At 59.6% G+C, this 13,800-nt stretch carries 11 protein-coding genes and 1 pseudogene; 3 read left to right on the forward strand and 9 right to left on the reverse strand.

The features are described 5' to 3' along the window. The 3 genes from AC6FTP_RS21795 to AC6FTP_RS21805 form a co-directional block, all read right to left on the reverse strand. A partial coding sequence (locus tag AC6FTP_RS21795) for a DUF1549 domain-containing protein (RefSeq protein WP_497209022.1) occupies positions 1–1,666 on the reverse strand: 1,666 nt, incomplete at its 3' end. Positions 1,667–1,675: 9 nt separating this feature from the next. Continuing rightward, positions 1,676–3,124 carry a LamG-like jellyroll fold domain-containing protein gene (locus AC6FTP_RS21800; protein ID WP_497209023.1) on the reverse strand — a complete coding sequence of 483 codons (1,449 nt, stop codon included), beginning with the start codon at positions 3,122–3,124 and terminating at the stop codon, positions 1,676–1,678. Beyond that, positions 3,121–3,654 carry a sigma-70 family RNA polymerase sigma factor gene (locus AC6FTP_RS21805; RefSeq protein WP_497209024.1) on the reverse strand — a complete coding sequence of 178 codons (534 nt, stop codon included), beginning with the start codon at positions 3,652–3,654 and terminating at the stop codon, positions 3,121–3,123. Before AC6FTP_RS21805 ends, AC6FTP_RS21800 begins: the two co-directional genes overlap by 4 nt. Positions 3,655–3,805: 151 nt before the next feature. Between AC6FTP_RS21805 and AC6FTP_RS21810 the strand changes: the two genes are divergently transcribed. Both AC6FTP_RS21810 and AC6FTP_RS21815 read left to right on the forward strand, forming a co-directional pair. Beyond that, positions 3,806–5,218, forward strand: coding sequence for a sulfatase family protein (locus AC6FTP_RS21810; protein ID WP_497209025.1), 1,413 nt, complete (start codon positions 3,806–3,808; stop codon positions 5,216–5,218). After that, a complete protein-coding gene (locus AC6FTP_RS21815) occupies positions 5,215–6,288 on the forward strand; it encodes a glycoside hydrolase family 5 protein (protein ID WP_497209026.1) in 1,074 nt (357 codons plus the stop codon). The genes AC6FTP_RS21810 and AC6FTP_RS21815 overlap by 4 nt, the downstream gene beginning before the upstream one ends. A 1-nt stretch (position 6,289) precedes the next feature. Here the strand turns inward: AC6FTP_RS21815 and AC6FTP_RS21820 are convergent, their stop codons facing one another. From AC6FTP_RS21820 to AC6FTP_RS21835, 4 genes are all read right to left on the reverse strand, one after another. Then, positions 6,290–7,411 (reverse strand): tetratricopeptide repeat protein, encoded by a 1,122-nt coding sequence (locus tag AC6FTP_RS21820; protein WP_497209027.1) that lies wholly within the window; start codon positions 7,409–7,411, stop codon positions 6,290–6,292. Positions 7,412–7,483: 72 nt separating this feature from the next. Continuing rightward, complete coding sequence (locus AC6FTP_RS21825) at positions 7,484–8,209, reverse strand: hypothetical protein (RefSeq protein WP_497209028.1); 726 nt, start codon at positions 8,207–8,209, stop codon at positions 7,484–7,486. A 59-nt stretch (positions 8,210–8,268) separates the two neighbouring features. After that, the gene (locus AC6FTP_RS21830) at positions 8,269–8,988 is read right to left on the reverse strand and encodes a 3-keto-disaccharide hydrolase (RefSeq protein ID WP_497200608.1); all 720 of its coding nucleotides are present in this window, start codon (positions 8,986–8,988) and stop codon (positions 8,269–8,271) included. A gap of 361 nt (positions 8,989–9,349) precedes the next feature. Continuing rightward, complete coding sequence (locus tag AC6FTP_RS21835; RefSeq protein WP_497209029.1) at positions 9,350–11,122, reverse strand: lipase family protein; 1,773 nt, start codon at positions 11,120–11,122, stop codon at positions 9,350–9,352. Between the two features lie 238 nt (positions 11,123–11,360). Between AC6FTP_RS21835 and ribF the strand changes: the two genes are divergently transcribed. Then, positions 11,361–12,290, forward strand: a complete 930-nt coding sequence (ribF, locus tag AC6FTP_RS21840) for a riboflavin biosynthesis protein RibF (RefSeq protein WP_497209030.1) — start codon at positions 11,361–11,363, stop codon at positions 12,288–12,290. A 5-nt stretch (positions 12,291–12,295) separates the two neighbouring features. Here ribF and AC6FTP_RS21845 read toward each other — a convergent pair whose 3' ends face one another. Together AC6FTP_RS21845 and AC6FTP_RS21850 are read right to left on the reverse strand one after the other, a co-directional pair. Continuing rightward, complete coding sequence (locus AC6FTP_RS21845; RefSeq protein ID WP_497209031.1) at positions 12,296–13,510, reverse strand: FtsW/RodA/SpoVE family cell cycle protein; 1,215 nt, start codon at positions 13,508–13,510, stop codon at positions 12,296–12,298. A gap of 14 nt (positions 13,511–13,524) precedes the next feature. Further along, a pseudogene (locus AC6FTP_RS21850) lies at positions 13,525–13,800 on the reverse strand (ABC transporter ATP-binding protein); the annotation flags it as partial.

A 13,800-nucleotide genomic window follows, 5' to 3' on the forward strand; every position in this document is an offset into this window, starting at 1 on the left:
TGAGGTTCGGCTTCACGAGCTTTTTGTTTTTCGGGTCAAACTTTTGCCGGTCACTGGCATCGGCGACGGTGTGCCATTGGCCTGCGCTGTCGCCGATCTCGATTTGATAGTCGGTGGCGAGGCGGTCGGTGAATTTGCCCTCGCGATCACGGCCCCAGACGACGCGCTCGACGGTCTGCTCCAGCGTGAACTCCAACTCGACCCAGCCTTTGCCTTTCTCAGCGGCCATCCAACTGCGCCCGTTGCCGTAGCGGCCGTCGTTGATGAAGCGCAGTTCATGGCGCTCGGCCACGCCGATGTCGCCGCCGGATTTGCGCTGCGTGCCTGCGGTGGCGAGCGCGACGTTTTCGCCGCTGGTGTTAAAGACTTCGAGTTCGTCGATGCAGGGCTCCAGATTGTTCGTCGCCTTGATGGTGAAGCGCACGCGTTTGGCCTTCGTCGGCGCAAAACGGTCCGCGTTTTCACGCGCGTTGATCATGGGGCGCTCGGCACCGGATTTCACCAAGGGCACGAAGCGGGCGAGTGCTTTGTCGATCTCCGCAAGACGTGGCTGGAGACGTTTGGCCTCCGCGCGTGCGGCTTCGGCTTCGGGGGTGCGAAGATCGCGGTCGCCATACTCGACTCCGGCGACGAAGGCCTGCATGGCATAGTAGTCTTTGGCGGTGATGGGATCGAATTTGTGATCGTGACAACGCGCGCAGCCGATGCTGAGGCCGAGGAAAGTCTGGCCGATGTTCACGACGATCTCGTCGATGGAATCCTGTCGTGCTAGGCGCTTGGATTGATCATCTTTGCCAATCTGGCCCGGCAGCAGCACGGACGCGGTGACGAGAAAGCCGGTGGCGGCGTCCTGATCCATCGCATCGCCGACGAGCTGCTCTTTGATGAAGCGATCATACGGTGTGTCGTTATTGAAGGCATTGATGACGTAGTCGCGGTAGGGCCAGGCGTTCGGACGCTCGGTGTTTACTTCAAAGCCGTGCGTGTCAGCGTAACGGACAACATCCAACCAGTGCTGGGCCCAGCGTTCGCCGTAACGTGGGGAGGCGAGGAGGCGCTCGACGACGGTGGCGTGTGGGTCGGACTTGTCGGACGAGTCGGACAGGTCTGACATGAAGGCGGTGACTTCCTCAGGCGTAGGTGGCAAGCCAGTGAGATCGAAAGAGACGCGGCGCAGCCAGGAGACAGGATCGGTCTCGGGGGACATCGTGAGTCCGTTTTCTTTGAGCTTTGCGGTGATGAACTCATCAATCGATTTCGAGGCGGATGCGTCCAGTGGTTTGAAGCTCCAGTGATCGCGACGGTCTTCGAGTTTGACGAGATCGACGCCATCAGGCCACACGGCACCCTCATTGATCCAGGCGGTTAGAGTTCCGATCTCGCTGGAGGAGAGTTTGCCTTTGGGCGGCATGAGTTCGTCTTTGTCATCGGTGGTGAGGAAGTGGATGAGCGGGCTGTCCTTCGCGTTCTTGGCGATGATGTCAGGCGCGTGGTTGTCGCCGCCTTTGAAGGCTTCAGATTTGATGTCGAGGCGCAGGCCGGACTTCTGCTTTTTTTCGCCGTGGCAGTCGTAGCAGTGTTGCTGGAAGATGGGGCGCACATCGCGCACGAAGTCGATGGGGGCGGCGAGGGCTGAGGTGGTGAGAAGAAGGTAGAGGAACCTCATGAATCGTGATCAGCGGTAAGGATTGCCGGCGGCGTGGAGGGTGCGGATTTCATCATCGGTCATGGCGCGACCGAGCAGAAGCAGTTCGTCCACGCGGCCGCTGAGTTTGCGGTCCTGCTGGTTCCAGTTGCCGATCTGCGCGGGGCCGAGGCGAGCGGGATGCGCGACTTGCTGGAGGGTTTCTTTATCGAACTGGCCGTTGAGGTAAAAGCGCACGGTTTTGGCCTGCGAATCATAGACAGTGGCGAGGTGGACCCAGCGGCCTTGCTCCGGCAAAACAGAGGTGCGCGAGTCGGGATGGCCGTCGCGTTCGTTGGCGTCGGGCGCGAGCGTATTGCCGATGAGGGCGAGGCGCATGGTGGTGTCGCGATTGATCATCCAATGAACCTGGCCGGGGTTGTTTTTGCTCCAGCCATCGGTGTGCAGCAGGGATTGATACGGTGCGCCGAGTCGGTCGATGCGCACCCAGGCGGCGAGCGAGAACTGCGGCCAATCGCGGTCGCCGCCGACATCGAGTTTCAGATGATCTCCCACATTCACGAACTCCGGCGCGTGAGAGCCGGGCCAGCGGCCTTGCACACGGCGGTAAACGCCGGGCAGTTCATCAGCGGCCTCGAAATCGAGCAGCGCGATGAGTGTTGGATCGCTCTTCAATTTCGCCAGCGCCGCATCCGACTGCGCACGCTGTCCGGCGGCGAGGCCGGCGGTGAGTTCGGACATCTCATCCGGCTGGATGAAGGCTGAGGAACGCAGTTCGCGTGCGGTGCTGGCACCTTGATCAAAGGTCACGGCATCACCGGTGCGCAGGCTTTGCTTCGCCTTGGCACCGGAGGCTTTCGTGATGACCTCGCCCTGAAACACATGCACCTCCGAGGCACCACTGAGGGGAACATCGACGCCAAAACGCGTGCCGAGGTCCACTGCATCACCTGAAGGAGTGATGACCGTGAATCCCTTCGCCGCAGGCGGCACATCGGCGGCGAGACGTCCGCGTTTCATGTGCAATCGCTGCGCGGACTCGAAATGAAACTCCGCCGGTGCCTCGATCACGAGTCGTGCGCCGCGTGCAGTGATGAGGGCTACTGAACCTTCCTTGATCTCGTGTGATTCACCGCGAAGTGACGACCCATCAGCCATTTCGACGACACCGGCGGCCTTTTCTACCGTGGCAAAGGCGCGACGAGAATCCTGCCACCACCAACCACTAAGTAACAGCGCCACACTGGCCGCCGCAGCAATCCAGCGAGGTGATGCCATGCGCCATTTGGTTTGGCGAATCACCGGCGCTTCATCTTTCGTCCAGCCTGCGGCCATCGCAGCAAGCGCGGAGTCCACATTCAAGATTTCGGCAAACTCGCGACGGGCTTCCGTATCGGCCAGCAGCAGTGCATTTAGCTGCTGCATCTCCGGCGCGGTGATGGTGCCATCGAGATACAAGTCGATCAGTTTCGTGCTCATGACGCCACCTCCTGGGTCAAAGCACGGCGGATGCACTCCAGCAGCCTCTTCCTCATGCGGTGCAGCCATTGATAAAAACCTGCCACCGTGCGCCCGCTGCTCAGCGCCACTTCCTGGATGCTTGACTCGGGCTGGTAAGCCTGCATGAGCAGGTCACGCTTATCACCGGGGACTTTCTTCATGCAGTGCTCCAGCGCCTCGCGTTGCTGCTCGAGGCGCGGCTCATCGGCGGTGGTTTCCTCGGCGATCTTCGTGATGACTTCTTCATCGAGCACCAAGCGGTCGCGTCCACGATCTCGCAGCCAGGCCAGCACCTCAAACCGCGCCACGCCGAAGGCCCAGGCTTTGAAGTCCGCGCCATCGCGGAAGGAATCAAACTTCTCCCACAGCACCACGCTGATCTCCTGCATCACATCATCCGCATCCGCCCGCGCGGGCACCAGACGCCGCACATGGGCGCGGATGGCCGGCTCATGCGCGGTGAAGCTGCGCAGGAAGCGGTGATGACGTTCGGTTTCGGCGGGGGACATGGTGGAGCATGAGGTTATCTCCACTGGCGGGCTGCTTTTAACGATTATTTTCCCAAACATTGGCCTGACTGCAAATTCCAAGGCTGGATTGCCAGATCCGACACTCCTTTTGCTGGCTAATTCGGATGGCACCGGCCGTTATCAGGCAACCATGAAGCTTCTCACGCTGATTTTCTGTTTCCTCGGATCTTCGATCTTTGCCGCCCCGCCCAACATTCTCTTCATTCTCACGGAAGATCAGGGGGCGCACATGGGCGCGCTTGGCACGGCGGATGTGAAGACGCCTCACATGGATGCGCTGGCGGCTAGCGGGACTCTGTTTCGGCGGGCGTATGTGGCGTATCCGGTCTGCTCAGCATCGAAGGCATGCATCATGACTGGGCTGCATGGGCACACGAGTGGGCTGATCAATAACACGAACAATCATTTCAAGCCCGCAGACAAGCTCACCGAGGCGGAAAAGAAGTCTCCGCCATATCTGCACACACGCATTCGCAGTACGGCCCCGACCCTGATCGAAGTGCTCGCTGCGCAGGGCTATCACACGGCAGTAAGTGGAAAGCTCCATGTGTCCCCCAACGAACGGTTCCCCTACAATGACTTCATTCCGAAGCCAGCCGCGAAGCTGGCGCTCGAAGGCGTGATCAAACGTGCGGCGGGCAAACCGTGGTTCTTCATGCACAACAGCACCACGTTCACGCACCGCCCCTTCGTGAACAGTGAGAAGCAGCCCATCAGCATCGATCCGACAAAAGTGAAGCTGCCAGGGCATCTGCCGGACACGCCGACAGCACGACGCGACTGGGCGGAGTATCTGGACGGTGTGCAGCGCAATGACAAGGTCGTGGGCGAGGTCATGACGGCGCTGCGAGAGTCGGGCGCAGAGGCGAACACGGTGGTGATCTTCATGGGTGATCACGGACCGGCCTATCAGCACGGGAAGATGACGCCGTTTCACCTCGGACTGCATGTGCCGCTGATCATCCGCATGCCGGGTGCCAAGCCGACCGCATGCGATGAACTGGTGAGTGAACTCGATCTGCTACCAACGCTGATTGATCTGCTCGAAGTGAAGTACGACTCGCCGCTTCATGGCATCAGTCTGAAACCTCTGCTCCAAGGCAAGGCAGATGCCAAAGGGCACGAGTTCATCTTTTCTGAGGTCTCCGGACGCTCACTCAACAAGCCGCGAGGCATGGAGGAACGCAGCGTTCTGGATGCGACGCATCAGCTCATCGTGCGGTCGAAGCTCGATGAGCCAAAGGTCATCAATGCGGACCTGCGCGACATGAAGCCGTGGCTGAATCGAATCTATGGTGAGACGGTGCGCGTCAAAGCGCAGTTCCCCGAAGCCTACCGCATTCTTAGCGAAATGGACCCTCATGCGCTCGGGGGAAAGCCGCCCGTCATCGAGCTTTATGATCTGAAAAACGATCCTGATGAGCTGCACAACCTAGCCGCCGATCCCGCGCAGCGTGTGCATCTCGAACGACTCTTCGCCGCAATGAAAAAGTGGCATGCCGACACGCAGGACAGCACCATGATCCTGCCAACTCTGCCATGAAACTCCCCTCCATCATTCTCGCCACCTTTTGTTCCATCGCTTCGGCACAAACGACCGTCAGCATTGTCGGTGAAGATTTTCACATCAATGGCAAGCCGACGTATGAAGGTCGAACTTGGAAGGGGCATCGCATCGAAGGTCTGCTCATGAACTCGCGTATGGTTCAGGCCACCTACGACGACCTGAATCCCGAGACGGTAAAGCGCTGGGCCTACCTGGATTCAGGGAAGTGGGATGCTGAGCGAAATGTAAGTGAATTCATCGCTGCGATGCCGAAATGGCGTGCGCATGGACTGCTGGCGGTGACGGTGAATTTCCAGGGTGGGTCGCCGGAGGGTTACTCGAAAACGCAGCCCTGGGAGAACTCCGCCTTTGCGCCTGATGGATCACTGCGACCTGCATTCGCCACACGAATGAAGCGCGTGATCGAAGCTGCTGACAAGCATGGGATGGTCGTCATTCTCGGCTACTTTTACTTCGGGCAGGATCAGCGGCTCAAAGACGAGACAGCGGTGGCGCGGGCCACGGATGAGGCAACGAACTGGCTGCTCGATGGAGGCTGGCGAAACGTGCTCGTCGAAGTGAACAACGAAACAAACGTCAAAGCCTACGACCACGAGCTTCTGAAGCCTGCACGCATTCACGAACTCATCGAACGTGTGCGCAAAACGGAGAAGGATGGACGACGGCTGCTCGTGGGAACGAGCTACGGCGGCGGGGTGATTCCGAAAGAGAATGTGGTGCGCTCATCGGACTTTCTTTTGCTGCATGGCAATGGCGTCAAGGAGCCTGCGCGCATCACCCAGATGGTGAAACAGACGCAGGCTGTGTCAGGTTACAGGCCGATGCCGATCCTTTTCAATGAGGATGATCATGAGAACTTCGATCAGACTGAAAACAACTTCGCATCAGCCGTGAGGGAGCATGTCTCCTGGGGCTGGTTTGACTTCCGGAGAAAAGGCGAGCCGCTGGAAGAAGGCTACCAGTCACCGCCGGTGAACTGGGGCATCTCGTCGGCACGCAAACGTGGCTTTTTCGACTACCTCGCAGAGATCACAGGCTCGAAGTAAATCAGACCACGGTGCCTTTGCTGCCGGACTTTTTCTTCTTCGGCTTCGAGTCGGAGCCGGGGATACCTTCGTCCTGGAGGATGGTGTCCTGCGGGAGTGGAGCGGCTTCTTTTTCGATCTTGGGCTCGGGCTCGTTGTAGGGGCTCTCCTGCTGGTAAAGCTTCAGGCGGGTGTCGAACTCGGCTTTGAGTTGCTGGCGCTCTTCCTCGGTGATGTCTTTGTCTTCGGAGAGAAGGGCGAGGGAGCGCTTCTGCCAGAGAATGGCTTCAAGGTACTCGCCATTGCGGGCGAGGCAGGCGGCCTTCGTGTCGATCATTTCATAGCGCTGATCCTGGCCGGATTCGTCCATCATGCGGAGGGCACGGGAGGCATGGAGCACGGCCTGCTCACCGTTTTGCAGGCTTTCATCCGGGCAGGTGGCGAGGAACCAAGCGAGGTTGTTCGCGGCCCATGGGTCTTCGCTTTTCGCAGCGCGCTGATACCAGGCTCCGGCACGGCGGTAGTCGAGCGGGACGCCGCTGCCAGTGTAGTAGAGATTGGCGAGGCGGCTCATGGCCTGGACGAAGTCCTGCTGAGCAGCGCGGAGGTAGAAAAGTGCGGCTTTGGAGGGGTTCCTCGTGGCACCGACACCGCGCTCATACTTGGAGGCGAGAGCGGTCTGGGCCTGCGGGTGATTTTGTTCGGCGGCTTTTTCCAGCCATTCGGTGGCTTGGACGGCGTCCTGTTTGATGCCACGTCCGAGGTCATAGGCCATGGCGGTGGCGAACTGCGCGGGAGCGAAGCCGTTCTCGGCGGCTTTGCGATACCACTCGACCGCTTTGGCCTCGTCTTTTTTCACACCGACGCCGTCTTCATAGAGCGAACCCATGACGAACTGAGCGCGGAGATGCTTTTGAGCTGCGGCTTTCTCCATCCACTCCTTGCCGAGCTTTTCATCCTTCTTCAAACCCTCGCCCGTGAGATAGCGGAGGCCGAGTTCGAACTGCGCATCAGCATCACCCTTTGCCGCCCAGGTATCGAGATCAGCATCGGCGGGGCCGCGCTTCGGGGCCTGGGCACTTGCAGGTAGGACTGAAAAAGCGAAGAGAGCGGCGAGGACAGCAGCAAAGAATGGACGAGTCATATGGTTTTATATACGTCGTTGAGGGTGGCGATCAGACTGCCAAGATAGGCTTTAAGCTCAAAGCGGGCCATTTTACCGCGTCCAGCGGGCACCATCTCCGAGGGCGACGGTCCAGTTTCGCAGGTGCATGAAGGAGTAGTCCGTCTTGCCGATGGCTCCGACCATGGGGACGCCGGTGGCTTTTTTCCAGGCCCGGCTCATGCTCTCGCCCGTGTGGCAGCCCCAGCTCTGGCAGTAGGCTTTGCGGGTAAAGGCGCTGCCGCTGAGCTTGTGCAGATCGGCCTCATGCAGCCAGGCGGTGGAGCTGGCGTAGATGTCGCTGCTGTAATCGAAGAGGAAGCAGAACTTGTTCGAGTGACCGAAGTATTCGAAGCCGCTGATCTTTGCACTGCGGCGGGAGATCTGGCCACCGCCGCGGTTGATGTAGTTGATCACGTCATCGCCAGTGCGGAACCAGACGAGGTTGATCTTGTAGGTGTCACGCACAGACTCGCAGTGCGCGGTGAGGGGATCATGATCTTCGTTGGCACGGCGCAGATAGGCATCGCGATAGACGAGCCAGGTGATGATGGTGCCTTGCGGCTGCTTCTTTTGCAGTTCCTGCATCCGCACGCGGGCCGTGCGGACGAAGTTCCCCCACCAGCGGTCATGCTGCATGTCCGACTGCCGCAAATCCTCCCATTGCCGCAAAGCCGGACCGCCGGAACAAACGATGTATTCGGTGGTTTCGGCGAGCGCCGAAGAGACGCTCAACAGCAGGATGAGGGTTAGCAGGCCTTTCAGGACAGAAGTGCGCATGGCGGGATGATGGAGGCGATCTAGCAAAGAACGTGCCGGTGAATCACCAGCACATGGGCTTACTTCAGCGGGACAAGTTTGAAGCTCTTGAACTGCACCTTCATCGGTGGGCCTTGATGGATCTGGAGGGCCAGCAGGCCTTCCTTCGGAGCGTTGGCGGCGTCTTCATCGGTGACGTCGATGGTCTGCATGCCGTTGATGAAATGCTGCACGTGGTTGCCTTTGGCGACGATCTTGTAGTCGTTCCACTGCTCTTCCTTGATGCTGGCCTGGATGGCGGCGCTGTCGCCGGTGGAGCCGGTGACTTCCACGACGGGCTTTTTGCCATCGGGGCCGGGTTTGATCACGGTCTTCTCACCGCGCTTGGCCAGGATGCCACGACCACGCTCTTCATAGAGGATGCCGCTGTAGGTCTTGCCGGCTTCGAAGTCGGCTTGGTAACCACTGATAATCGGGCCAAAGGCACCAGGAGCCAGCTCCTTGCTGCGATACTGCACGCCAGAGTTCCCCTTTTCGATGCGGTATTGGAAGGTGAGCTCGAAGTCACCCACGGTGCCGCCTTTCCAGACGAGGAAGGTGTTGTGCTTGATGAGGCCTTTCTTCGGATCGGCTGGGTCAGGCGGGGTGATGCCAGTGATGGTGCCTTCCTGCACGCTCCAGAGATCTTTGTTGCCTTCCCAGCCCGTGAGGTCGGTGCCGTTGAAGATTTGGACTTCGTCTGCGGCGAAGGCCGGAAGAGCAAAAGCAGCGAGAAGGGCGAGGGTGCGGATGGGTTTCATGGTTGGAAAGTGGGCGGTTTTAACGTGTGGGGGTGGTTTTGTCTATCCATTTGGCGGGAAGAGCTTCGTGTGCAAGCCCGGCAGAGAGTCCCCTTCCCCGCCTATGCACCCATAAATGGCACCGTCACTCCGCGGTAATGCTGATCTCAAGAGGCGATGTCTGGTGAAGAAAGGGCACTCTAGGAAACTCAAAAGTATCCACAAAGTTGATCAAGAAATCGCGGGATGCCGAGAGACGTGGCACCACAGATTAACGAAAAAAGAACACGCGCGTGATCTGCTACGATCTGCGCGGAGGGTAGAAACGAAGACCCCCTGTGACCAAAGTGATCACAGGGGTGATTTTTGTCTCGACTGAATCTCAGCGTGCGGGCCAGACGCTGAGGGCGCCGGTGGAGGTCAGGGGGCCGGCGGCACGGAGCACGCGGTTGACCTCTGTGCCGAGTTCGGGGCGCTTGATCTCGGTGAAGTGGTTGGTGAAATTCCACGCACCGCTATACATCCGGTAGAAGGAACCGGCAACGAACGCACCACCGGCAGGGCCGACATTCTGCGTGTGGTCAAAGGGCTCCATCATGCTGGCAGGGGCGGTAACATTCACAGCCTGGAGAGCCTCGATGGCGACCGGGCCGGAGAAGAGGCCTATGCCAAGGGCGGAGTCGATGCCCACCATGCCGTCATTGTCCGTTTCATTGTCTCCTGCATTGCGCAGATAGTAGATGGGACTGCCTTCCAGGCCGATGATAAAGATGCGCTCACCAGGGGAGGACATCGTGTTGCCAAAGAGGGAATACTCAGGATAGGCGCGGCGGACGAGGTCGAGGTTTTTGTTGGCGGCTCCGGCGCGGCGGATGCGGCCCCAGTCACCACCGACGACATTGTGCAGGGCATAGTCGAGCGTCATGAGACCATCGGTGGCATGAGCTTTGATCTTGGTGGTCTGGTTGCTGCTGTTTTTGTCCTGATTAAAGGTTTCCGTGTCGCGGCCATCAAAGCGGGCGGTGCCGTAGTAGATGTCACCAGCTGCGCGGCCACCATAGAGGTAGAGGGGAACCAGCGAGCCGTCGGTGCGGACCATGCGGGCAGGATGCAGGGGGCCGTTGTTCATCTGGTTCCAGAATTCGGTGGTCAGATTGCCCAGGTCAGGATCGCTGGAGCTGATGAAGGAATTGATCACCGTGATGTTGATGGGGGAGTTGGCTTGAAGCTGAATGCCGATCGCACCGGCAACGGCCCGCATGGCATCCCAGGCACCTTCGAGGACACCCTGCACGTCTTCGACACCGTGGCGCAGGTCCTGACCGTAATCTGCTAGCGGGCTGCCGGTGTGTGGGCTGCTGACCGTCATGGCAAAGCGGGTGTCATTGCGCAGTTCGCGGAGGAAGTCCTCGTCCGTGGAGCTCAGATTGTGCCCGGCCACGGTGCCAGTGGGGATGCTCAGGAGGTAGCGGCTGACGAGCCCACCCTTGCTGTGGCCGACAAGGACGATGTAGGGCTCCCGGCCTGCATACTGCTCAAAGCGGTTCTTCAGGAGACGGATCTGGTCGAGCACCTGCTTGGCCATGTCACCGAGGGCGATGGAGCCATTGGCACGCACAAGGGCGGCGGCGGTACCCGTGAAGCGGCCCTGCAAAGGTGCCGGATCAGTCGGGAAGGCGAACTGGTTTTCGATGGCGTTGTTGGTCATGTTTACCTTCCAGGTGGCGGAAAAGAGGCGGCCCACATTGCCACCCGTCATGGTGAATAGGTCCACACCGCCGCTCACGACTTCGGAGACAAAGGGGAAGTCCCAGTAGAAGCGGGAATAACCAAGGTTGCCTGGGCGCGTGGAGGGAGCTCCCTGCGGGCTGGGAGGCTCAAAAGCACTCGGTGCAGCGGTCGGGACCGAAGTGCCGCCATGAATGAGGACGACCAGCGTGGGCCGTGTGGCGCGGGCAAAAGGCCCAAAGCTGGGATTAAACCGATCGTTCTGCGGGATGACGATATTGGGATTAAACGGCTGCACCGGAGTCAGGCCGATGCTGGGGATCGTCTGGGCGGTGGCGATGGTGCCGAGCTGGGCGAGGGCCAGCAGACTGAGTCCAAGACTGCGGGCCTTGTGATTGAGTTTGGAGAGGATGGATGTTGTTTTCATTGGAGCGGATGTGTTTGTGTTTGGAATGTTTGGTTTCGTGCCAGGGCAGTCTGACCTGCTGTTCACATCCACCCGATGCTGGCCGCCCCGCGAACTTGCGCAGATTCCGAAATATTCTCCGCGAGGCGTGGGGTGCGTGATGGAGTGAGTCCCCCGTCGTCACTGTCTGTGACGGTTCCATCAAGGTCGTTTTCGTCAGGTTGCGCTCGTGATCATCCACGGTAAGTCACCAGCACTCATGACCATTCTCCACTCACTCGACCAACTCGCCTCCGTTCCCGGACCCGTGGCCCTGGCGATTGGTGTTTTCGATGGGCTGCACCTCGGGCATCAGGAGGTCATTCGGGCGGCGCAGGAACATGCCGCCCAGCATCATGGTACGGCGGTGGTGATGAGTTTTGAGCCCCATCCACTGGCGGTGTTACGCCCTGGCTCGGAGCCGAAACGACTGTGCGGCACGGCTTACCGTGAAGTGTTGCTGAAGCGCATGGGCGTGAACACGGCGCTGCTCTGCCCCTTCGATGAAATCACGGCAGCGACACCGGCTGCGCTCTTTTTAGAAACACTCACTCGCGACTGCAAGCCGCTCGGCTGCATCTCGGTGGGCTATGGCTGGAGCTTTGGCAAAGGTCGCAGTGGCAATATCCACCTGCTCATGGAGCACGGTGAGCGGGAGGACTTCGCCGTGTATGGCGTGCCGCCGATCCGTGTGGATGGTGAGGTGGTGAGCAGCACGCTGATCCGCGATGCGGTGTCTGGCGGTGATTTGATCAAGGCCGCGCGCCTGCTGGGCCGTGATTACGCGCTTTATGGCGAGGTGATGCACGGGCGCGAACTCGCCCACCAGCTCGGCTTTCCTACCGCGAATGTGCGTCCCGAAGCGGAGCTGCTGCCGCCCTTTGGCGTGTATGCGGTGCGGGTGGAAATCGAGGGGGAGATGAGGCCTGGCATCGCCAATCTCGGGGTGCGTCCGACAGTGGAAACCGGCGACGCTGAGCCCTCGCTCGAAGTGCATGTCTTCAACTGGAGCGGTGATCTTTATGGGCAGAAACTGGAGGTCACTCTCGGTGACTTCATCCGCCCCGAGCAGAAGTTCGCAGGCATCACGGAACTGCGTGCGCAGATCGAGGCTGATGTGGCCTTGGCGCGTGGGATTGCGGGCGTGTGAGGGGCTCAGTCGTCGTCGTCGTCAAACTCGACTTCACGGCCACCAGAGCCTGCTTTTTTGACGGGCGAGATGTTTCGGTGAACCCAGACGCTTTGCAGCATGCCCATGAGGAAAAGCGTCACGATCATGAAGGTGCCGCCGTAGCTGATGAAAGGCATGGGCAGACCGATGACGGGGAGCATGCAGAGATTCATGCCAGCGTTCTGGAAGGTGTGGGCGAAGAACATGGCCACCACGCCGACAACGATGAGTCGGCCAACCTGGTCTCGCGCAGAGAAAGCGACGAAGACACCCTGTAGCAAGAGCAGTCCGATGCCAGAGAGCAGCAGTATGGCACCACGGAAGCCGAACTCCTCACAGACGACGCCGAAGATGAAGTCACTGTGTGCCTCACCTTCTGGGAAGAACATGCGGTGGATGGTGCGCTGTTCGGCCACTTTGGAGGAGAGCGGGCCCTTGCCTTCAAACCCTGCGGAAGCCACGGCAGTCTGGACGTAGTTCGGCACCCAGCCATCACCACGCGTGTCCACTTTTTCCATCTGGTTGGTGAGCAAATACCACGTCGTGTCGATACGGGCCTGCTGGTAGGGTTTGAGGACAAAGAAGTACATGATCGGCACCACACAGAGGGCGGAAAGAACCATGGTGATGATGTAGCGGAAAGGGATGCTGCCGACGATAAGCATGGCCAGAAACACCGGCCCCCAGACGAGGCCGGAACCGAAGTCTTCTTTGATGACCATCCCAGCCGGGATGCCCGCCAGGATGCCGCCGACGATGATCCGCAGCCAGGGATGACGGAAGACACGCCAGATGCGGGGCAGCTCCCCGAAGACGACGGCCAGCATGATGATGCCTGACATGATGGCGAACTGGGATGGCTGCACGCGCAGACCTGCCATTTCCACCCAGGCTTTGTTTCCCTTCACCTCGACGCCGAAGATTTCCAGGTAAACGAGCCCGGCGATACCAGCCAGATAAAGGGGGATGCACGCCCAGCGGATCCATTTGTAGTCAATCAAGGCCGCGCCGATCAGGAAAGGCACGCCGAGGCCGATCCAGGTGATCTGGTCACGCCATTTGGAGTCCAGACCGAGCGGTGAATCGGTACGAAAAGAGGAGGCGTTGAAGATCGCATACACGCCGAAGGTCAGCAGACCCGCGAGCGTGAACATGAGGATCCAGTTGATGCCGAGGAACTTTTTAAAAAGGGGTGTCATGAAAAAGAAGATGGCTAACCAAGAACAGGGATCGAGGCGAGCAGGCGGCGGGTGTACTCGTGCTGGGGGCTCTCACAGACCGCGTCGGCGCTGCCGTGTTCGACGACGACACCGCGATTCATCACGATGATGTCATCGCTCATGTGCCGCACCACGGCAAGATCATGGGCGATGAAGAGGTAGGTGAGTTCAAACTCAGCCTGGAGATCCTTCAGGAGGTTCAGGATGGATGCCTGCACGCTCACGTCGAGCGCGCTGACAGGCTCGTCACAGATCAGGAATTTCGGCTG

This window comes from Prosthecobacter sp. (assembly GCF_044378005.1).
GTDB lineage: Bacteria > Verrucomicrobiota > Verrucomicrobiia > Verrucomicrobiales > Verrucomicrobiaceae > Prosthecobacter.

What these genes read in the sequence shown, in the direction of transcription:
- AC6FTP_RS21810 (WP_497209025.1), top strand. Translation starts at nt 3,806, where the DNA reads ATGAAGCTTCTCACGCTGATTTTCTGTTTCCTCGGATCTTCGATCTTT.
- AC6FTP_RS21805 (WP_497209024.1), bottom strand. Translation starts at nt 3,654, where the DNA reads ATGTCCCCCGCCGAAACCGAACGTCATCACCGCTTCCTGCGCAGCTTC.
- AC6FTP_RS21845 (WP_497209031.1), bottom strand. Translation starts at nt 13,510, where the DNA reads ATGACACCCCTTTTTAAAAAGTTCCTCGGCATCAACTGGATCCTCATG.
- AC6FTP_RS21815 (WP_497209026.1), top strand. Translation starts at nt 5,215, where the DNA reads ATGAAACTCCCCTCCATCATTCTCGCCACCTTTTGTTCCATCGCTTCG.
- AC6FTP_RS21825 (WP_497209028.1), bottom strand. Translation starts at nt 8,209, where the DNA reads ATGCGCACTTCTGTCCTGAAAGGCCTGCTAACCCTCATCCTGCTGTTG.
- AC6FTP_RS21800 (WP_497209023.1), bottom strand. Translation starts at nt 3,124, where the DNA reads ATGAGCACGAAACTGATCGACTTGTATCTCGATGGCACCATCACCGCG.
- AC6FTP_RS21835 (WP_497209029.1), bottom strand. Translation starts at nt 11,122, where the DNA reads ATGAAAACAACATCCATCCTCTCCAAACTCAATCACAAGGCCCGCAGT.
- ribF (WP_497209030.1), top strand. Translation starts at nt 11,361, where the DNA reads ATGACCATTCTCCACTCACTCGACCAACTCGCCTCCGTTCCCGGACCC.
- AC6FTP_RS21820 (WP_497209027.1), bottom strand. Translation starts at nt 7,411, where the DNA reads ATGACTCGTCCATTCTTTGCTGCTGTCCTCGCCGCTCTCTTCGCTTTT.
- AC6FTP_RS21830 (WP_497200608.1), bottom strand. Translation starts at nt 8,988, where the DNA reads ATGAAACCCATCCGCACCCTCGCCCTTCTCGCTGCTTTTGCTCTTCCG.